At 58.9% G+C, this 18,166-nt stretch carries 17 protein-coding genes; 4 read left to right on the top strand and 13 right to left on the bottom strand.

The window, feature by feature from the left end:
* The 5 genes from HMPREF2878_RS05035 to mqo form a co-directional block, all read right to left on the bottom strand.
* Positions 1-1,040 (bottom strand): cobyrinic acid a,c-diamide synthase CobB (locus tag HMPREF2878_RS05035; protein ID WP_070549639.1); only part of this gene is annotated, 1,040 nt, incomplete at its 3' end.
* The gene (gene cobO, locus HMPREF2878_RS05030) at positions 1,034-1,654 is read right to left on the bottom strand and encodes a cob(I)yrinic acid a,c-diamide adenosyltransferase (protein WP_042389270.1); all 621 of its coding nucleotides are present in this window, start codon (positions 1,652-1,654) and stop codon (positions 1,034-1,036) included. The genes cobO and HMPREF2878_RS05035, both read right to left, overlap by 7 nt.
* Complete coding sequence (locus tag HMPREF2878_RS05025) at positions 1,635-2,312, bottom strand: vWA domain-containing protein (RefSeq protein WP_224784241.1); 678 nt, start codon at positions 2,310-2,312, stop codon at positions 1,635-1,637. Before HMPREF2878_RS05025 ends, cobO begins: the two co-directional genes overlap by 20 nt.
* Before the next feature lie 106 nt (positions 2,313-2,418).
* A complete protein-coding gene (locus HMPREF2878_RS05020; protein WP_048735587.1) occupies positions 2,419-3,570 on the bottom strand; it encodes a magnesium chelatase ATPase subunit I in 1,152 nt (383 codons plus the stop codon).
* Positions 3,571-3,663: 93 nt separating this feature from the next.
* Entirely contained in the window at positions 3,664-5,160 is a 1,497-nt protein-coding gene (gene mqo, locus HMPREF2878_RS05015) for a malate dehydrogenase (quinone) (protein WP_049170803.1), read from the bottom strand.
* A 163-nt stretch (positions 5,161-5,323) separates the two neighbouring features.
* Between mqo and HMPREF2878_RS05010 the strand changes: the two genes are divergently transcribed.
* Both HMPREF2878_RS05010 and mtr read left to right on the top strand, forming a co-directional pair.
* Positions 5,324-6,364, top strand: coding sequence for an alpha/beta hydrolase (locus HMPREF2878_RS05010; protein WP_049170801.1), 1,041 nt, complete (start codon positions 5,324-5,326; stop codon positions 6,362-6,364).
* An 82-nt stretch (positions 6,365-6,446) separates the two neighbouring features.
* Positions 6,447-7,871: a mycothione reductase gene (gene mtr / locus HMPREF2878_RS05005; RefSeq protein ID WP_101738674.1), complete on the top strand. Its 1,425-nt coding sequence runs from the start codon at positions 6,447-6,449 to the stop codon at positions 7,869-7,871.
* Here mtr and HMPREF2878_RS05000 read toward each other — a convergent pair.
* The 4 genes from HMPREF2878_RS05000 to HMPREF2878_RS04985 form a co-directional block, all read right to left on the bottom strand.
* Positions 7,868-9,331, bottom strand: a complete 1,464-nt coding sequence (locus tag HMPREF2878_RS05000) for a cobyric acid synthase (protein WP_070652944.1) — start codon at positions 9,329-9,331, stop codon at positions 7,868-7,870. The genes mtr and HMPREF2878_RS05000 overlap by 4 nt on opposite strands.
* 3 nt (positions 9,332-9,334) lie before the next feature.
* Positions 9,335-10,246 carry a type I methionyl aminopeptidase gene (map, locus tag HMPREF2878_RS04995; RefSeq protein ID WP_049189666.1) on the bottom strand — a complete coding sequence of 304 codons (912 nt, stop codon included), beginning with the start codon at positions 10,244-10,246 and terminating at the stop codon, positions 9,335-9,337.
* A gap of 68 nt (positions 10,247-10,314) precedes the next feature.
* Positions 10,315-12,162, bottom strand: a complete 1,848-nt coding sequence (locus HMPREF2878_RS04990; protein WP_070652943.1) for a penicillin-binding transpeptidase domain-containing protein — start codon at positions 12,160-12,162, stop codon at positions 10,315-10,317.
* A gap of 59 nt (positions 12,163-12,221) precedes the next feature.
* The gene (locus HMPREF2878_RS04985; RefSeq protein ID WP_070652942.1) at positions 12,222-13,454 is read right to left on the bottom strand and encodes a M50 family metallopeptidase; all 1,233 of its coding nucleotides are present in this window, start codon (positions 13,452-13,454) and stop codon (positions 12,222-12,224) included.
* A 215-nt stretch (positions 13,455-13,669) separates the two neighbouring features.
* On the opposite strand from HMPREF2878_RS04985, the gene HMPREF2878_RS04980 reads away from it, so the two are divergent.
* Positions 13,670-14,071, top strand: coding sequence for a DUF2631 domain-containing protein (locus HMPREF2878_RS04980; RefSeq protein WP_070652941.1), 402 nt, complete (start codon positions 13,670-13,672; stop codon positions 14,069-14,071).
* Between the two features lie 117 nt (positions 14,072-14,188).
* Here the strand turns inward: HMPREF2878_RS04980 and rlmN are convergent, their stop codons facing one another.
* Entirely contained in the window at positions 14,189-15,286 is a 1,098-nt protein-coding gene (rlmN, locus tag HMPREF2878_RS04975; RefSeq protein WP_049189669.1) for a dual-specificity RNA methyltransferase RlmN, read from the bottom strand.
* A gap of 117 nt (positions 15,287-15,403) precedes the next feature.
* Here rlmN and HMPREF2878_RS04970 point away from each other — a divergent pair, with 117 nt between their 5' ends.
* Positions 15,404-15,832: a lipopolysaccharide assembly protein LapA domain-containing protein gene (locus HMPREF2878_RS04970; protein WP_065421645.1), complete on the top strand. Its 429-nt coding sequence runs from the start codon at positions 15,404-15,406 to the stop codon at positions 15,830-15,832.
* Between the two features lie 21 nt (positions 15,833-15,853).
* Here the strand turns inward: HMPREF2878_RS04970 and HMPREF2878_RS04965 are convergent, their stop codons facing one another.
* The 3 genes from HMPREF2878_RS04965 to pyrH form a co-directional block, all read right to left on the bottom strand.
* On the bottom strand, positions 15,854-16,759 hold the full coding sequence (locus tag HMPREF2878_RS04965; protein ID WP_049170784.1) for a phosphatidate cytidylyltransferase: 906 nt from the start codon (positions 16,757-16,759) through the stop codon (positions 15,854-15,856).
* A 39-nt stretch (positions 16,760-16,798) separates the two neighbouring features.
* Complete coding sequence (frr, locus tag HMPREF2878_RS04960) at positions 16,799-17,356, bottom strand: ribosome recycling factor (RefSeq protein ID WP_038628675.1); 558 nt, start codon at positions 17,354-17,356, stop codon at positions 16,799-16,801.
* Between the two features lie 83 nt (positions 17,357-17,439).
* Positions 17,440-18,165 (bottom strand): UMP kinase, encoded by a 726-nt coding sequence (pyrH, locus tag HMPREF2878_RS04955; RefSeq protein ID WP_005509726.1) that lies wholly within the window; start codon positions 18,163-18,165, stop codon positions 17,440-17,442.
* Position 18,166: the final 1 nt, after the last annotated feature.

Raw genomic sequence — 18,166 nt, 5'->3', positions numbered from 1 at the left:
CCACCGAGATCTTCAAGCAGCCAGAGCAGCCCCGCGCATTCGCCGTGGATCAGCGCACCATCGTCGGCAGCCTGACGTAGATCGCGGCGAATGTCATCACGAATAGATAGCGCGTCGGCATGCTCTTCCGGGAATCCACCGGGCACGATGTAGCCTTCGGCTTCCGGCAGTTCGTCAACCAATGGGTCAAAATCCACGACCTCGGCTCCAGCGGCCTGCAATAGCTCACGGTGCTCTGCATAGGTAAACGAGAACGCAGGACCCGCCGCGACCGCCACGCGCACGCGGCGATTAAGAGCCAGCGGTGCAACGAACTGTGCAGGGGCCCATGGTTCAGCTGGATAGGGCTGCCGGGCAAGCTGGATAATCCGGTCGATGTCGATGTAGGTTTCCACCAAGTTGGCCATCGATTCAATGACCGCTTCTAGCTGCTCACCCTGCTCGACTGCAGTGACCAGCCCCAAATGCCTGCTGGGCACCTCAATATCAGTCACTCGCGGAATAGCGCCGAGCACCTCGACCCCCATGGCCTCCACAGAACGGGTAATGATGTCCGCATGCCGCGGGCTGCCCACCTGATTAATAATCACGCCACTGACACGGACGTCAGTGCGAAGCGTGGAGAAACCGTGGACAACAGCCGCCGCCGACTGCGACATATGCCGGGCATCAATCACCAACACCACCGGAAGGCCCAACAGTGAGGCAATCTCAGCCGTCGAGCCCTCCACCGATAGCGGGTCGTCACCAATGCGGCCGTCGAAAAGCCCCATAACCCCTTCGACCACCGCAATATCGCTGTCGGCAGCTCCATGTGCGTAGAGCGGCCCAATCATCTCAGGCGCGCACATAAAGGAATCCAGATTGCGCCCGGGACGACCAGCGGCTACCCCGTGATAGCCAGGATCAATATAATCGGGTCCGACTTTGAAAGGTGCCACCGCGTGACGACGCGACAGTGCACGCATCAGCCCCGTGGAGATTGTCGTCTTTCCCGTGCCTGAAGCTGTCGCCGCGATGACAATTCCAGGCGCTACCACTCGATGCCCTTTTGTCCCTTACGTCCGACATCCATCGGGTGCTTAATCTTGGTCATCTCCGTCACCAGATCCGCGACCTCCACGAGCTTCGGATCCGCATCGCGGCCAGTCATCACCACATGCTGGCGGCCGGGACGGTTCCTCAATGTCTCCACCACATCGTCGACATCAATCCAACCCCACTTGATTGGGTAGGTGAACTCGTCGAGGACGTAGAAGTCGTGCACCTCATTTTCCAGGCGCCGTTTAATCTCCTGCCATCCCTCGGCAGCAGCTGCCGCATGGTCCTCCTCAGTGCCCTGCTTACGCGACCAAGACCAACCTTCGCCCATCTTGTGCCATTCGACCGGGCCGCCTTCCCCCGTGTCGTCGTGAAGCTCGCCCAACCGGCGCATGACAGCTTCCTCGCCAACCTTCCACTTTGCCGACTTTACAAACTGGAAGACACCGATATTCATCCCCTGATTCCACGCGCGCATCGCCATACCGAATGCCGCGGTGGACTTGCCCTTACCTGGGCCCGTATGCACCGCAGTAATCGGAATCATGCGACGCTGCCTGGTGGTCAGTCCATCGTTGGGAATTGATTTGGGGTCAAGCTTTCCTTGTGCCATGGTCTCGATGATAGGCATGGACCACGCCCGCCACGGCTTCGGCATTGAGTTCGGAGAGATTTATGCAGGTCGCACCCAATTCCACGCTGAGTTCCTGTGCCAGCCCCAGCCGCACGCGAGAGCGCTCACAGTCGATAACCACCGTCGCCGCCAACGCTTGACGACGGATCTTTGCGGCCACAGCCCTCGCCTGCTGCAGGCCATTTTTACCCGTTGCTCGGCCGTCGGAGAGCAAGACCATGATTGCGCGCCGTGTGGGCTCCCTATGGGCTTCCCGAACTACCACTTCGTGTGCCTTCAGCAATCCTTCGGCCAATGGAGTTCGGCCACCAGTGCGGACATCTGCGAGGCGACGTACTGCGGTGTCGATAGACTTCGTCGGCGGTAAAACTAATTCGGCGTTATTTCCGCGGAAAGTAACGACAGCGACTTTATCGCGGCTTTGGTAGGCATCACGCAGCAGCGATGTGACCGCGCCGGTGACGGCTGCCAGACGGTCGCGTGCTGCCATGGAACCCGAGGTGTCCACGACAAAGACGACCAGATTGGACTCAGTTCCCTGTCGAATAGCGCCGTGAACGTCCTCCGGTTCCAGGGGAATCATGGAGTCGCCCATGCGGGCGCCACGATTGGCCGCCGCCAGCACTGTCGCCGGCACGTGGAGACCATGGCCTCCCCGCTCGGCACCAATGGTGCTGCCCCGCGGGCCAATGGCCTTGGAACGCCGACCGGAATCCCCTTGGCCGACACCGTCAACGCTGATTTTACGAACGGCGAAAGGGGGCGCCTTCAGCGGCGCGACCTCCCTTCGATCCCGAGGAATTCGACTGTTGTGGCTCCTGAGGTTCGGAGTTGGAGTCGAACTGGGAGACCTGCTCAGCATCGGGCTCTGGATCCGACTCCGGACTCGACTCTGGCTGATTCTGGTCATCTCGGAACTGCTCCTCTGCATCCTGCAGAGCATCGTCGAGCTGTTCCTGGTCCAGTCCTGGTTCATCAAAGGGGTCACGGCGACGACGGTGCGGCAGTGCCATTTCCGCAGCTACCTTAATGTCTTCCGCAGTGATCTCAATTGGATTGCCGGGTGCCGGCTGCGCCGACTCGTCCCCGGCTACTCGCCAGGCAGCGTGAGCGCGGGCGGTACGTGCAATGACGATGTCGGCACGCATCCCGTCCACATCAAAAGCAGCGCACACTGTGGCAATTTGACCAAGAATGTTGGGGGTCAATTCGACGTCGTCAAGCAGTGCGCGCGCGCGATCGATGCGAGCGTGTAGCGCATCGTCGTCGGCGGCGAACCGCGTGACAAAGCTCTCCGGGTCGGCGTCAAAGTCGAGGCGGCGGGCGACGATTTCCGCGCGGACAGCCGGATCCTTGGATGCGGTGACGTCGATGGCGAGCCCAAAGCGGTCGAGAAGCTGGGGACGCAATTCGCCCTCTTCCGGGTTCATCGTGCCGACCAACACGAACCTGGAGGTTGCGGAGTGCGAGATACCATCGCGTTCAACAACCACGCGACCGGTGGCTGCGGCATCGAGCACGGAGTCAACGAGATGATCCGGCAGCAGGTTAATCTCGTCGACATAGAGAATGCCACCGTCAGCCGCGCTGAGTAGTCCCGGATTGAACTGTGCGTGTCCGGTAGTCAGGACGGTCTCCACATCGATGGAGCCTACGACTCGATCTTCCGTAGCGCCGAGTGGCAGGTTTACCAACGATCCGCTGAGAAATGGCGCCAACGCGCGGACCGTAGTGGTCTTGGCTGTGCCCTTCTCACCGCGGATGACGACACCACCAATCTCCGGGGATAGCGCGGTCAGAATCAACGCAAGCTGTAGTCGCTGCTGCCCGACGATCGCAGTAAAAGGAAAAGTGGGCTCTGTTTGTGCAGTGGTCGCTGACGTGATTTTTTCCATAAGCACAGTTCTACCCCACTGCGAACGGATGGCTCACAGCGGGGTAGAACAATGTTGGCTTAATTGAACTCTTTGAAGCTCTTCAGCGAGTTACTAGCGCTCCAGCTTCAGGGTCTTCTGGGAAGCCTCCCAGACCTCCTTGAACAGAGCCGGGTCATCAGCCAGGTGCGTACCGTAGGACGGGACGAGCTCCTTCAGCTTCGGAGCCCACTTGCCCATGTGACGGCCGAAGCAGCGCTCAATCAGGCTAATCATCACAGCCGGAGCGATGGAAGCGCCCGGGGATGCACCCATCAGGCCGGCAATGGTGCCGTCCCACGAGTTGATGACCGCGGTACCGAACTCGAGGGTACCGAAGACCGGAGCCTTCATCGGCTTAATGACCTGGACGCGCTGACCAGCGACGATCAGCTCCCAGTCCTCTGGGCGAGCGTTCGGGACGTACTCACGCAGGGACTCAATACGTGCGTCGAAGTCCTTCAGAACCTCAGTAATCAGGTACTTGGTCAGCCCCATCTCCTGGACACCAACACCCATCATGGACGGCAGGTTGGCCGGACGCAGAGACTTAATCAGGTCCAGGTTGTTACCGTTCTTGAGGAACTTCATGTTCCAACCGGCGTACGGGCCAAAGAGCAGGCCGCGCTTGCCGTCGATAACACGGGTGTCCAGGTGCGGAACGGACATCGGCGGCGTGCCGACGGAAGCCTTACCGTAGACCTTGGCGTCATGCTTAGCAATGACTTCCTCGTTGGTGCAGCGCAGCCACTGGCCGGAGACCGGGAAGCCACCGAAACCACGAATCTCGTTAATACGAGCCTTCTGCAGCAGCGGCAGTGCGTCACCGCCGGCACCGACGAATACGAAGTTGGCAACCAGGGTGCGAACGTCCTTGGTGTGCAGGTTCTTCACGGTGACGATCCACTTGGAACCGTCGCGCTTCAGACCGGTGACCTCGTGTCCGTAGCGAATCTCAGTACCCATATCGGACAGTGCGGCCAGGTACTGCTTGGTCAGTGCACCGAAGTTAACGTCCGTACCATTCGGGTTACGAATAGCGGAGACCGGCTTGGAGAAGTCACGGCCCTCGGACATCAGCGGAAGGTACTCAGCGAAACGGTCCGGATCTTCAATGAGCTCCTGACCGTGGAACAGCGGCTCCTTCTCAAGTGCCTCGTAGCGACGACGCATGAACGCCATCTGCTCCGGCCCCTGAGCGAAGGTGGTGTGATCAACTGGGTTGATGAATTCCTTCGGGTCAGTCAGGGTGCCGTTTTCAATCAGCGAGGTCCACAGCTGGCGGGAAACCTGGAACTGCTCATTAATGAGCTTAGCCTTGGTGACATCGACCTTGCCGTTCTTCTCCGGCGTGTAGTTCAGCTCGCACAGAGCAGAGTGGCCGGTACCAGCGTTGTTCCACGGGGAGGAAGACTCCTTGGCGGGCTGATCGAGACGCTCGAACAGAACCTGTGACCAGGATGGCTCGAGCTCCTTGAGCAGCACACCCAGCGTCGCACTCATTACACCTGCACCGATGAGGACGACGTCTACCTCGTCGCCACTGGAAGCAGGAAGCTTGTTATCAGCCATTTTGCTGTCAACATCCTTACTAACTTGATTAGTGATTCAAACTAGCGCTCGCTCACATGCGCGCACACAACTAAAGACGCAAAAGAGAGCTACCGTCTCAGTCCATAATCTATTGTGGCACACATTCCCACTACCCCCGGTAATCGGCGCTAGGCTTGACCCTGTGACTACCGATATTCCCGATTTCGTTACCCCCACCTTTAACCCCGATAACCTAGGCGAAGACTACAGCCAACATGTCATCGAACTCGGCCAGGATCCCGACGGTGAGGGATCCGTACACGCGGTATTGGTCCGCTACTGCCCCGACTCGTCGGCAAGCGACTTCCAAAAACGTCCGGCGGTTCTATGGATTCACGGGATGTCGGACTATTTCTTCCAGAAGCACGTGGCGGAGCGGTACCACGCCGAAGGCTACGCCTTTTACGCTATTGACCTGCGTAAGTGCGGGCGCGCACACCAACCGGGGCAGACTTGGCATGGCTGCAGCGATCTAACGAATTACTTCGAGGATCTCAACAGGGCACTCGCAGTGTTAGACCACGCCGGTCATACAACTGTCACTGTTAATGCGCACTCCACTGGTGGTCTCATTGCCGTGCTCTGGCTCGATTGGTTACGAAGCACAGGCGGCCATTGCCCGCAAGCACCCAATATTTCCGTCACAGCTGCCGTCTTGAACTCACCGTGGCTGACTCTGCACGTTTCCCGGGCAAAGGCTCCCGTGTACTCGCTGGTGACTCGCGTTATGTCGCGGATTCGCCCTAACAGTCTCATTCCGGTGCAGTCTGCGGGCGGCTATGGCAAATCCATTAGCGCCGACCACCAGGGACGCTGGGAGTACAACCGCACTTTCAAGCCGCTGGCTGGCCATGACAAGAACTGGCGTTGGCTCAATGCCATCATCGTCGGCCAGCAACGTGTCAGCCGCGGTATCGATACCGGCGTGCCGACGCTCGTTCTCCACTCGGACAACTACCTTCTCGGTTCCGACTACACACCGGAACTCAGCCGCGTTGACTCTGTCCTCAACACTGAGCAAATTGCCGATGCCACTGCCCACTTGGGACCGCAGGCTCGCAACGTCGCGATTCCGGGTGCTCTCCACGACGTGTATCTCTCCGCACCCGAAGCACTAGACCGCGCTTTTAATGAGACATTCCAGTTCCTTGCCACAGTCAATCCAGGAGACAGCTCAAAATAGGAGCACAGAATAGGAACTCGGAATAAATCAGCATTCAGTACGGTTGAACCAAACTAGTTTGACCAGAATGCTAGGAGTGCTTGTGACCACTGAGAATTCGCCTGAGACTACCCCACGCCACTACGACGTCATCATTATCGGAACCGGGTCCGGCAATTCCATTCCAGCCCCGGCCTACGACAATGTCCGTATCGCTCTGGTGGAGGAAGGACGTTTCGGCGGTACTTGCCTCAACGTTGGGTGTATTCCCACCAAGATGTTCGTTCTGGCCGCTGATGCCGCCCGCAACATCCGCGAGGCCAGCCGCCTGGGCGTGCACGGCACCTTCGACTCCGTTGATCTCAAGCAAATCCAGGATCGCGTTTTTGCCCAGCGCGTCGACCAGATTGCCGACGGCGGCGAGGCATACCGCCGCGGGGACGAGACTCCCAATATCGATGTCTACGACCGCCACGCAACGTTCGTCGGCCCTCGCACTATTCGCACCGGCATCGGCGAGGAAACCGTCGACATCACAGCCGACAACATCATCATCGCTGCAGGCTCCCGCCCTCACGTTCCGGGCCTCATCGCAGACTCCGGGGTCGATTACTACACCAACGAGAACATCATGCGCGTCGACAAGCTTCCGCGCGAAATGATCGTCGTCGGCGGCGGCTACATCGCTAGCGAGTTCGCGCATGTCTTCGCATCCTTCGGCACGAAGGTGCACATGCTGGTGCGCTCCGATGTCATGCTGCGTGGCTCAGACGCCGCTATCTCCGAGCGCTTCCACGAGGTTGCCTCCCGCGACATTGACATCCGTATGAACACCTCCATCACTGAGCTCTCCCAGGAGGGCGAGATCGTCACGGTCACGCTTGACGACGGCACGGAGCTCGCAGCCGATGCCCTGCTCGTGGCAACCGGACGCATCCCCAACGGTGACCGTATGGACCTTGCAGCCGGTGGTGTGGCGATGCACGACGATGGTCGCATCAAGGTTGACCAGTACGGCCGCACCTCTGCCGAAGGTGTGTGGGCGCTGGGCGATGTCTCTAGCCCGTACCAGCTGAAGCATATTGCCAACCATGAGGCCAAGGTTGTCTTCCACAACGTGCTGAATCCGTCGGACCTGCGCGAATTTGACCACCGCTACATTCCGTCGGCAGTCTTCTCACATCCGCAGATTGGTCAGGTCGGTATGACCGAGGATGAAGCTCGCGCCTGGGCTGCGGAAAATGGCACGGACATTACCGTGAAGGTACAGAACTACGGCGATGTCGCCTACGGCTGGGCGCTGGAGGATCGCGATGGCTTTGCCAAGTTGATTGCGGACCGCGCCACCGGCCGCCTGCTGGGTGCGCACTTCATCGGCGAGCAGGCTGCCACTCTAGTGCAGCAGTGCATCCAGATGATGAGCTTCGAGATGGATGTGCGCGAAGTTGTCAAGGGCCAGCACTGGATTCACCCAGCACTGCCAGAGCTGATTGAAAACGCAATCCTGGGCCTGGAGTTCGATAACTAGCCCAGCTGTTCAATACCTGTGGCCTGGGCCAATGCGGGCCCAGCCAGGTACTCCTCGACTGCATCGGCCAACAGGTCGATCTGCCGCAGCCGTTCTTCGGCAAACGAAGTATTAGAGCTGACCTCAAAGCCGTCTCGACCGACGGCAACTGCGACTTCGCTCAGCAACTGACGGCGCGCCTGATCATTTTCCAGGTAGCCGTGGCGGTGCGTACCCATCACCATGCCACGCCGCGCCCCTTCTTCAGGCTCAGTGATAAAGGGCGCCTCGCTGCTTCGCACAACCTGTCCATTGTGGACTTCGTAAGAGCCATCCGGGTGGCTCACCAGCGTCTTCGTCCCCGCGAATTCAATGTCGGTATCGAACACTCCAAGCCCGTTCACTGTCCCGGCTACCGACTCCACCGAGTCAGTGATGGTGGTGCAGAGCATTTGGAACCCACCGCAGATGCCAATCAGCGGCAGCCCTCGGGCGGCTCGGTTCTCCAGTACGTCGTCAAGCCCACGCTCGCGCAACCACTTGAGATCGGCGACCGTCGACTTCGTCCCGGGCAACACGACCAGGTCGGCGCGAGCAACGACCGACGGATCGACCGTCCACTGCACGTGTACCCCTGGTTCACAGGCAAGCGCTTCGATATCGGTGGCGTTGGACACGCGCGGCAAGCGAATGGCGGCCACGGACAACGTTTCCGTACCCAGCGGTGCGTTCGCCGGCCCTACCGACGCACCAGCGACTGTGCCGAGCGAATCCTCCGCATCGATCCACAGCCCCGGAATAAAAGACACTACGCCGAGTACGGGCACGCCGGTGTGCTCGCGCACCACGTCCAATCCCGGTGTCAACAGCGAAACATCGCCCCGGAACTTGTTGACGATAAAACCGGTAATTCGCGCGCGGTCTTCGGGGCTCAAAATTGCATGCGTGCCGACGAAATGTGCAAGCACCCCACCGCGGTCGATGTCGCCGGCGACCACAACCGGCAAATCAGCGAGCTCTGCCAAGCCCATGTTGGCGATGTCTGACTCTCGCAGATTGACCTCGGCAGGACTACCAGCGCCTTCGCACAAGACGACATCGAACTGCCCCCGCAGCTCTTCCAATGTCTCCGCGACTACCCCGCGCAACGCTTTTCGACGCGACCGGTACGTCAGAGCGCTCACATGCCCATCGGCTTTGCCCTTCACCACCACCTGACTAGTGTGGTCCGAGCCCGGCTTGAGAAGCACCGGGTTAAAGGAGACATCCGGCTCCAGCCCACAGGCGAGCGCCTGCAGAGCCTGCGCGCGCCCAATCTCGCCGCCGTCAAGCGTGACAGCGCAGTTGTTGGACATGTTCTGTGCTTTGAAGGGTGCGACCTTCACGCCGCGGCGCGCGAGCAGCCGACACATGCCGGCGACCAGAACCGACTTACCGGCATCTGAGGTGCAGCCGGCAATCAGAGCTGCAGGGGCCTGCACGGGTTAGGCCTCGGGCTTCCAACCAGTTTGGAACTGACCTGGCACGTTCTGCTCATCCGGCAGAGTGAGGATTTCATAGCCGTCGGAGGTCACCAGCACCGTGTGCTCGAACTGGGCGGTGAACTTGAAGTCATCATTCTGCACAGTCCAGCCATTATCCCAGATGTGGTACGGCAGCTCACCAAGGTTAATCATCGGCTCAACAGTCAAGGTCATGCCCGGCTCGAAAATGGTGTCCTGGCTCGGCTCATCGTAGTGGAGAACGATTAAACCATTGTGGAACGTGGTACCGACACCGTGACCGGTGAAGTCCCGAACGGTGTTGTATCCAAAACGCTTAGCGTAAGACTCGATTACGCGGCCGATGACATTAATCTCACGGCCCGGCTTGATGACCTTAATGCCGCGCATGGTGGCGTTGTAAGTGCGCTCCACTAGCTGGAGGTGCTCCTCCGAGACATTGCCCGCGAGGAAAGTCGCGTTGGTGTCACCGTGGACGCCGTTCTTGTATCCGGTGACGTCGACATTGACGATATCGCCGTCTTCAATAACCTGAGTGTCCGGAATACCGTGGCAGACAATCTCATTGAGAGACACACAGCACGACTTCTCGAAACCGCGGTACCCCAGCGTGGACGGGTAGGTGTCGTGATCCAACAGGTACTCGTGCACCACCCGGTCAATCTCATCCGTGGTCACGCCCGGAGTTACGGCCTTGCCGGCCTCCACCAACGCGTTGGCAGCAATGCGAGAGACCTCTCGCATATTTTCAATATCTTCCGGAGTCTGTACCAGCGGCTCGCCGACGCCTTCCTGAACCTCGTCCTTCCAGGCGTACTCCGGCCGTTCAATATGTGCCGGAACAGTGCGAATTGGCGTGGACTTTTGCTGAGTAAGTGGAGAACGCTGAGTCATGGAACATACTCTACCCCTACCCCCGGATTAGCCTTTCGGCCTGTGCCGGTTTCGAAGCCAGAAATGCTCTAGCCCTCGTCTCCTGAACCTTCATCCATATTGGCGAAGAAGGCATCGGTAATCGCCACCGCATGTTCGGATCCACCACCGCCGACGATGAGCGTGGCGAAGGCCAAGTCATCTCGATAGCCAGTGAACCAAGCGTGCGAGCCACCTCCATACTCGGCCTCACCGGTCTTGGCGTAGACCTCACCGCGTCCGGCAATGGCCGAACCGGTACCGGAGGTCACCACCGCCCGCATGAGTGAGCGAACCTCGTTCAAAACCTCAGGTGGAAGTGGCTTCGACGTCTGCGACTGCCACGTTCCCGCGCTTGGCACGAGTGACGGCGTCGGAGTGCGCCCGGCCGCCACCGTCGCGGAAACCAGCGCCATGCCAAACGGGCTGGCCAAGTCATTGCCCTGTCCATAGCCCGCATCGATACGCTCGACTTCATCACTACCGTCAGACACGCTGCCGGTAATAGTGTCGAGGCCCGCGATGTGATAGTTGATTCCGATGCCGAAGTTCTTGGACTCCTCCTTGAACTGCCCTGGTTCCAACTTGTGGGAGATGTTGCCGAACGTGGTGTTGCAAGACCGCGCGAAGGCATCGCTCAGCGAGGTATCCCCGACACCACTTCCGTTGTAGTTGGTGACAATTCGCGGACCGATTTCCATCGAACCTGGGCACGGCACAGTCGATCCCGCATTTAGTCCCTCGTGCTGCACACCTGCAGCGGCAGTGACAATCTTGTACGTCGATCCCGGCGGGAACTGTCCCATCAGCGCAAGGTCACCGTCCTTGTCTGCTTCCGCCGTCTGGGCTACCGCCAGAATCTTGCCCGTAGACGGCTGCACAGCCACCAGCATTGCCTTCGCATCTTGCCGCGTATCGACTGCCTTCTGCGCTGCGTCCTGCACCTTTTTACTAATCGATGCCTGCACCGCCGGGGCTACATCCGGAGACACCTCATAGAGCGTGCCGACGACTGCTCCGCCCTCGTTGGCCGCCACGATCTTCCAGCCATCGGCACCGTGATCACCAGTGTCCACTAGCCTTTCCACACGGCTCATCAAATCAGGCGCAAACCCCGGGTCGGGTCGCACCATCGCTGCTTCATCGTTAACAGAAATTCCGTCAATGTCCGCGAGCTCATCCTTGACTCGCTGCGGCGTGGATGCCGGCAGCACAATCAGTGAAAAGTTACCCTTCCCACCAGCTGCCTGCTCCCCTATAGCGCGCGCGTCAAGCTTCGGACCATCTTCCGGCATTTCATTATTGATGACCGTCGCCGCCCGATTAATCGACGACTGCACATTCTCCGCCCCATCACGATTGAGAATTACCCGGTGCACAGTCCCCGGCTCAAGCAAGGCCGCACCGTCCGAACCAACCACAGACGGACGTGGAGCTGCGATAGTGCGCAATTCTGGGTGCTGATTACGCCCCAGCTGTGGATGCAGGGATGCTGGCGACCAGCGCAACGCCCAATCCCGTTGCCCAGCCTCAGTCTTAGTCAGCGTAAAAGTCGTGTCATATCCCCAGCGTCGCTGGTGCGGTAACTGCCAATTCATGGCAACTTCGGCAGAGGACTGATTCGAACTGGAATCGATACCCGCAATTTCATACTCAAGCCCCTCCGGCTGGAGGCCGTCGGTGGCCGCTTTCAAATCTCCTTCAGCGGAATCCGGATGATCGGTCAGCGCCGCCGCCTTAGCGACATCCCCTCCCGCCAGCGCCCCCAGGAATTCCTCAAGCACCTCGCGCCCGGTGTCAGGCCGCGGCGTACACGCGGCGGATGACAACACCAGACCCGTGATTGCCACAGCCGAGATACTGCGAAGCAGGGGCTTGCGGCGCGAAGTTTGTTCCATGTGGGCTGACGTTAGCACCGCTTTGCTTTACGACGACGCTGGCGCGCCGCAACCTGCTATCAGCGGTTCAGTACAATTGGATTGACCACGTCAGCAGCCATAACCAGAACGCCGAAGACCAGCAAGACTGCGGTAAAGGCCATAGTAATTGGCATGAGTTTGGTGTAATCGGCAGGCCCAAGCGCAGGCTTACCGAACGCCTTGCGAATCAGGTCGCGGATGCGCTCATAAATAACCACGGCGATGTGGCCACCGTCGAGTGGCGGCAACGGCACGAGGTTGAACACGGCCAGGAAATAATTGAGGTTGGCCAGCAACAGGAAGAATGAAGGCCACTGGTTCATCTCCACCAATTCACCACCGGCACGCGACGCGCCGACCACACTCATTGGGCTGGCCGGGTCACGCTGAGCACCAAAGATAGAGGCGACCACGCCGGGAACCTTCTCCGGGATGGAGAGCAGCCCGTTCCAAACCGCCCCGAAAAGGCTGCCTGTGAAGCTGGCCGCACCGCCGATGGCAGTCACTGCGTTGTACTCGTGAAGGATGGTCTCTGGTCGCTGGAAGGCGATACCAATTGCTGGCTGGTCGATGTCCTGCCCGTCGTTAGTCTTGTGCTTGACGACTTCCGGGGTGACCGTGACCGTCTGGGTGCTGCCATTGCGGTCGATGGTCATTTTGATGTCGCCACCTGCAGAGCTACCGATGAGAGACACAGCCTCGGGGTAGGACGTGATCTTGGTGCCATTGATCTTCTCAATCACATCTCCGGCACGTAGCCCTGCGCGCTCTGCAGGACCGGAACCAGTGCAGGGCTCCAGCGTGCCGTCGGCACGCTGTGCCGGCGAGACGCACTGCACCGCCTGAATGCGTGGCGCCATTTCCTTACCCATGTTGGGCAAACCCCACGTCACGGCAATGAAGTAAAGAATGATGAATCCAACGATGAGGTTCATTGCCACCCCACCGAGCATCACGATAATGCGCTGCCACCACGGCTTCTTGTACATGGCGTAGGGTTCTTCGGCAGGAGCGATGGGATCCATTGCTGTCATGCCTGCGATGTCGCAGAATCCGCCAAAGGGAATTGCCTTTATTCCATACTCGGTGTCATGCCCACCTGCCGCAGCGTGATGCCGCTTGAAGGAAAACAGCGTTGGGCCGAAGCCAATGAAGTATCGACGCACTCGCATTCCACACAGGCGAGCTGCGGTGAGATGGCCCCATTCGTGAAGAGCGATTGTCACCGCGATGCCGATTGCGAAGAGTAAAACTCCAAGAAGAAATGTCACGAGTGCTCACCCTACCCCCACTTTGGGCAAACGAGCACACCGGCGAACAGTTTCCGGCCGGGCTGAGTCCCAATTTCAGCAAGTTCTAAGGTATCCTTACACCCGATACTCAAGATTGTCTGAAAATGCGCTCAGTCGCTTTCAGCAAAACCGCAGATAGACTGAAGTGCATATAGAGTGCAATTCGCCGAAAGTGTTAACAGGAGGACTTTCAAGTGAGCAACCACGAGCCAAAGGAAGAGATTTACCGCGGCGTCAGCACCCTCGACGAGCCGTCGGCGAAGTGGGGCTGGCACGGCATTAGCAAGAGCGCTATGCAGAAGGCCGGCTGGATTTCCGTGATCTTCCTGCTGGGCATGACCATTGGTAACCACAAGGGCAACGTCGAGAACTGGTGGCTGGTCGTCATCGCCGCCCTGATCGCTATTGGCCTGCTGCTGCAGTTGTTCGCCCCGCAGGCTTCTCAGGTCCGCACCGTTACCGGTCACAACAAGCCGGAAGGCCACATTGAGCCGGAGTGGGCACGCGACCAGGTTAACGGCACTGGCGTCTACGCTAACCTGACCGACTCTCAGCTGCGCTCCTGGAACCGTCTGCCGGAAGGCCAGAACCAGTAAAGTTAGCCACTTTTGCAGAAAGTCTGGCCTAACAGCTCTATAGCAACAGCTCTATAGCGCTACAGCGCACAAAAAGATCCGCACCGAATTCGGTGCGGATCTTTTGCTATTTGTCGGCTAAACCTCTTCGGCCGCCAGCTGACCACACGCTGCCGCAATCTCGTTGCCACGGGTATCGCGGACCGTGCACGGTACCCCCTGCGCCTGTACGCGGCGGACGAACTCCTCCTGCTGCTTCTTCGGGGAGGCGTCCCACTTCGACCCCGGAGTCGGGTTGAGCGGAATCAGGTTGACGTGGACACGTGAGCCCAGAGCATTGTGGAGCTTCTTACCCAACAAGTCTGCACGCCAATCCTGGTCGTTAATATCGCGAATCAAAGCGTACTCAATAGATACGCGACGGCCTGTCTTGTCTGCGTAGTAGCGAGCTGCATCAAGCACCTCAGCTACTGTAAAGCGATTGTTGATCGGTACCAGCTCATCGCGAAGCTCGTCATCTGGAGTGTGCAGAGACACCGCGAGGGTTACTGACAGGTCCTCGTCGGCAAGCCGTCGGATGTTCGGCGCGAAACCGACTGTAGAGACGGTGACATTGCGCATCGAGATGCCGAATCCCTCCGGCGACGGTCGCGTGATGCGATGGACGGCGGCGAGAACGCGGTTGTAGTTCGCGAGCGGCTCACCCATGCCCATGAATACGATGTTGGTCAGGCGACCGCCCTCGGCTGCCATCGTGGCAGCGGCCTCACGAACTTGGTCGACAATCTCCGCGGTGGAGAGATTACGCTGCAGACCGCCCTGACCCGTCGCACAGAATGGGCATGCCATACCGCAGCCGGCCTGTGAGGAAATACAGAGGGTCGCACGCCCCGGGTACTTCATCAGCACGGATTCCAGCAGCGTACCGTCACCTGCACGCCACAGCGTCTTACGGGTTTCGCCGTCGTCACAGGTGATGTGGCGAACGGGAGTCAACAAAGGTGGGAAGAGACTGTCTTTGACCTTTTGACGGTCTGCTTCCGGCAGATCAGTCATCGTCATAGGGTCAGCCTCAAGCCGACCGTAATAGTGCCGGGCAATCTGATCGGCGCGGAAGGCCGGCAGGCCCAGTTCCTTGACCGCAGCCTTCCGTTCCTCAACATCGAGGTCCGCAAAATGGGTCGCGGGCATGCCGCGACGTGGAGCTTTAAGAACGATTGGAAGTGAAGATGCCATGATGGCACCCATTTTCGCATGTAATGACGGTTTTGGCCTAATGAGCGACTAGGCAGCCGCAACTAAGTGGACCTTTACAAGTGGTACATACCTGCCAAAACGTGTTGAATGATAGGTATGACTAACGCTAATCAACCGAATAACGACAGTCCGCTTTTCGACGATACTCCGTCGTACTCTCCAAATGATTCAGTGGCTCCTGCACCAGAGCAGGACAACCTTCCAGAGCCAGTCGTTGACGCGCCCGCAGAGAAGGACTCCACACCGGAGCCAGCGCCCGCTCCTGGCCGGCGCAAGGTGAAAAAGACTACCGCGGGCTCGATGTGGGTTGGCCTGGTCATCAGTGCAGTTTTGCTGATCGTATTGCTTGTATTCATTCTGCAGAATCAGCAGGAGACCACACTAAACCTGTTCGGCTGGGCCTGGAACTTCCCGGTCGGTGTCGGAATGCTGTTCGCTGCTATCCTCGGCGCCCTCATCACTGCGCTAATCGGTGGCTGGCGAATGTTTGATCTGCGCCGCCAGATTCGTAAGGGCGACAACTAAAGCCCGACTGAACCAGCCAAATTAAACCAGGCTGAAAAGCTGCAATATCAGCCACGTCATCGCGGCTGATGGCAGCATGCCATCCAGGCGGTCCATCAGACCGCCGTGGCCCGGCAATATCGAGGACATATCCTTAATCCCCAGATCGCGTTTGAACTGGGACTCCATCAGGTCACCAAGCGTGGCGGAGATAACCAAGGCAATGCCCAGCACGATGCCCTGCCACCACGGCGCGTGCAACATAAAGATTGCACAGAGCGCTCCAGTAATAGTGGCGAGTACGAGAGAGCCGCCGAACCCTTCCCAGGATTTTTTAGGGCTTACCTTCGGAGCCATCGGATGCTTTCCGAACATGACACCGGCGGCATAGCCTCCGACGTCATTGGAAATCACCCCGATCATGAAGGTCACAATGACCAGACGGGGATCGACTTCCCAGGGATTGTCCATGTGCACCAGCTGCACAGCTAGCGCCGCAAAGAACGGAATCCACATCACCACGAAAACTCCGACTGCGACATCCCGCAGCCAGTTCCGTGGTGCTTCAGCCATCCCGTGCAAAAACAGACGGGTGACTAGTAAAAGCATCAGGGTAACAGTCAGGCCCATGACCAGACCGTCAATCCCCCAGTAGGCGGACAGCCACACCATCAGCTGTCCGCCGAAAATCAGAACCGGGCGAGGGACCTGCCAATCGGACTCGCGGAGCCGCTCGCAGACCTCCCAGGTTGCAAGGCCAACCGCCGCGGCGACCAGAACGGTCCAGGCGAGCGCCCCCAGCAGCAAGCCGATGATGACGACTGCACCAAGTGCTACGCCCACCGTAATTGCAACCGGCAGGTTCCGACCTGCCGAGTTACGCGGCTTAATAAGCCGTAGCTCGTCTAGAACACGTTCCTTATTGGACGCTGGCTTCGACGTTGGCATTGGCGCCTCAAATCCCCTCTCCCGGTTGAATATGAAGGCCTAAACCTCCATCAATTCCGCTTCCTTGCGTTCAACCAAGGAGTCCACCTGCTCGACGTAGTTCTTGGTGACCTGGTCCAGCTCCTTTTCGCCTGCCTGCACCTCGTCCTCGCCAGCATCGCCGTCCTTCTGAATCTTCTTCAGAGTTTCCATGCCCTTACGACGGACATTGCGAATCGCGATCTTGGCGTCTTCGCCCTTCGAACGTGCGACCTTAACCATCTCACGACGACGCTCCTCGGTCAGCTGCGGGATAGTTACGCGCAGGACCTGGCCATCATTAGTCGGGTTCACACCCAGGTCGGAGTTGCGAATCGCGTTTTCGATGTCGCCCATGACGCTCAGCTCATACGGCTTAATCAGCAGCATGCGCGGCTCTGGAACCGAAATGGTAGCCATCTGGGTAATCGGAGTCGGAACACCGTAGTACTCCGCAATAACGCCGTTGAACATCGCCGGGTTCGCACGGCCAGTGCGAATGTGGGTCAGCTCCTCGCGGCAGTGTTCTACGGAGCTACCGTACTTTTCTTCACAGTCAAGCAGGACTTCATCAATCATTGTGTTTTTAACCTCGGGTTTCTACGCGGGTTCTAGATAGTTCTAGAGCGCTCTGTGGAAAGAACGTATTACGAACAAATTTATCAGCTGTGGACGAGAGTACCGATTTGCTCACCGGCTACCGCGCGCGCAATGTTTCCGTCGGTAAGCAGATTAAACACGAGAATCGGCATGTTGTTGTCCATGCACAGGGAGAAGGCGGTGGCATCAGCAACGCGCAGGTCCCGTTCCAGAACCTCACGGTGGGTGATGTCATCGAACAGCTCTGCGTCCGGCACCTCACGTGGGTCGGCCGAGTAGACACCGTCAACGGCCTTTGCCATCAGCAGCACCTCGCAGCCGATCTCCAGGGCGCGCTGGGCGGCGGTGGTGTCGGTGGAGAAGTACGGCATCCCCATACCTGCACCAAAGATGACCACGCGGCCCTTCTCCAGGTGGCGCTTAGCACGCAACGGCAGGTACGGCTCCGAGACCTGTGCCATGTTGATTGCAGTTTGAACGCGGCAGTCCACGCCCTCCTGCTCGAGGAAGTCCTGCAGAGCCAGGCAGTTCATGACCGTGCCCAGCATGCCCATGTAGTCAGAGCGTGCGCGGTCCATGCCGCGCTGCTGAAGCTGTGCGCCACGGAAGAAGTTACCTCCGCCGATGACGACACAGACCTCGACGCCCTTTCGGGAAACTTCCGCAATCTGTCGGGCAACGTTTTGCACCACGTCCGGGTCAACGCCAACCTTGCCGCCACCGAACATCTCACCACCGAGCTTGAGCATCACACGTTTGAAGCCATTGCGCTCGACAGATTCTGCCATG

Origin of the sequence: Corynebacterium sp. HMSC065H09, from assembly GCF_001812845.1 — a bacterium.
In the GTDB taxonomy this organism is placed as follows: domain Bacteria; phylum Actinomycetota; class Actinomycetes; order Mycobacteriales; family Mycobacteriaceae; genus Corynebacterium; species Corynebacterium jeikeium_D.
Note: the sequence above shows the minus strand (reverse complement) of the source record. Positions and strands in the feature narration are given on the sequence as shown.

Coding starts and splice junctions, on each gene's coding strand:
- HMPREF2878_RS04990 (WP_070652943.1), bottom strand. CDS start 12,162: ATGGAACAAACTTCGCGCCGCAAGCCCCTGCTTCGCAGTATCTCGGCT.
- HMPREF2878_RS04970 (WP_065421645.1), top strand. CDS start 15,404: ATGACTAACGCTAATCAACCGAATAACGACAGTCCGCTTTTCGACGAT.
- HMPREF2878_RS04965 (WP_049170784.1), bottom strand. CDS start 16,759: ATGCCAACGTCGAAGCCAGCGTCCAATAAGGAACGTGTTCTAGACGAG.
- HMPREF2878_RS05020 (WP_048735587.1), bottom strand. CDS start 3,570: ATGGAAAAAATCACGTCAGCGACCACTGCACAAACAGAGCCCACTTTT.
- map (WP_049189666.1), bottom strand. CDS start 10,246: ATGACTCAGCGTTCTCCACTTACTCAGCAAAAGTCCACGCCAATTCGC.
- rlmN (WP_049189669.1), bottom strand. CDS start 15,286: ATGGCATCTTCACTTCCAATCGTTCTTAAAGCTCCACGTCGCGGCATG.
- frr (WP_038628675.1), bottom strand. CDS start 17,356: ATGATTGATGAAGTCCTGCTTGACTGTGAAGAAAAGTACGGTAGCTCC.
- mqo (WP_049170803.1), bottom strand. CDS start 5,160: ATGGCTGATAACAAGCTTCCTGCTTCCAGTGGCGACGAGGTAGACGTC.
- pyrH (WP_005509726.1), bottom strand. CDS start 18,165: ATGGCAGAATCTGTCGAGCGCAATGGCTTCAAACGTGTGATGCTCAAG.
- cobO (WP_042389270.1), bottom strand. CDS start 1,654: ATGGCACAAGGAAAGCTTGACCCCAAATCAATTCCCAACGATGGACTG.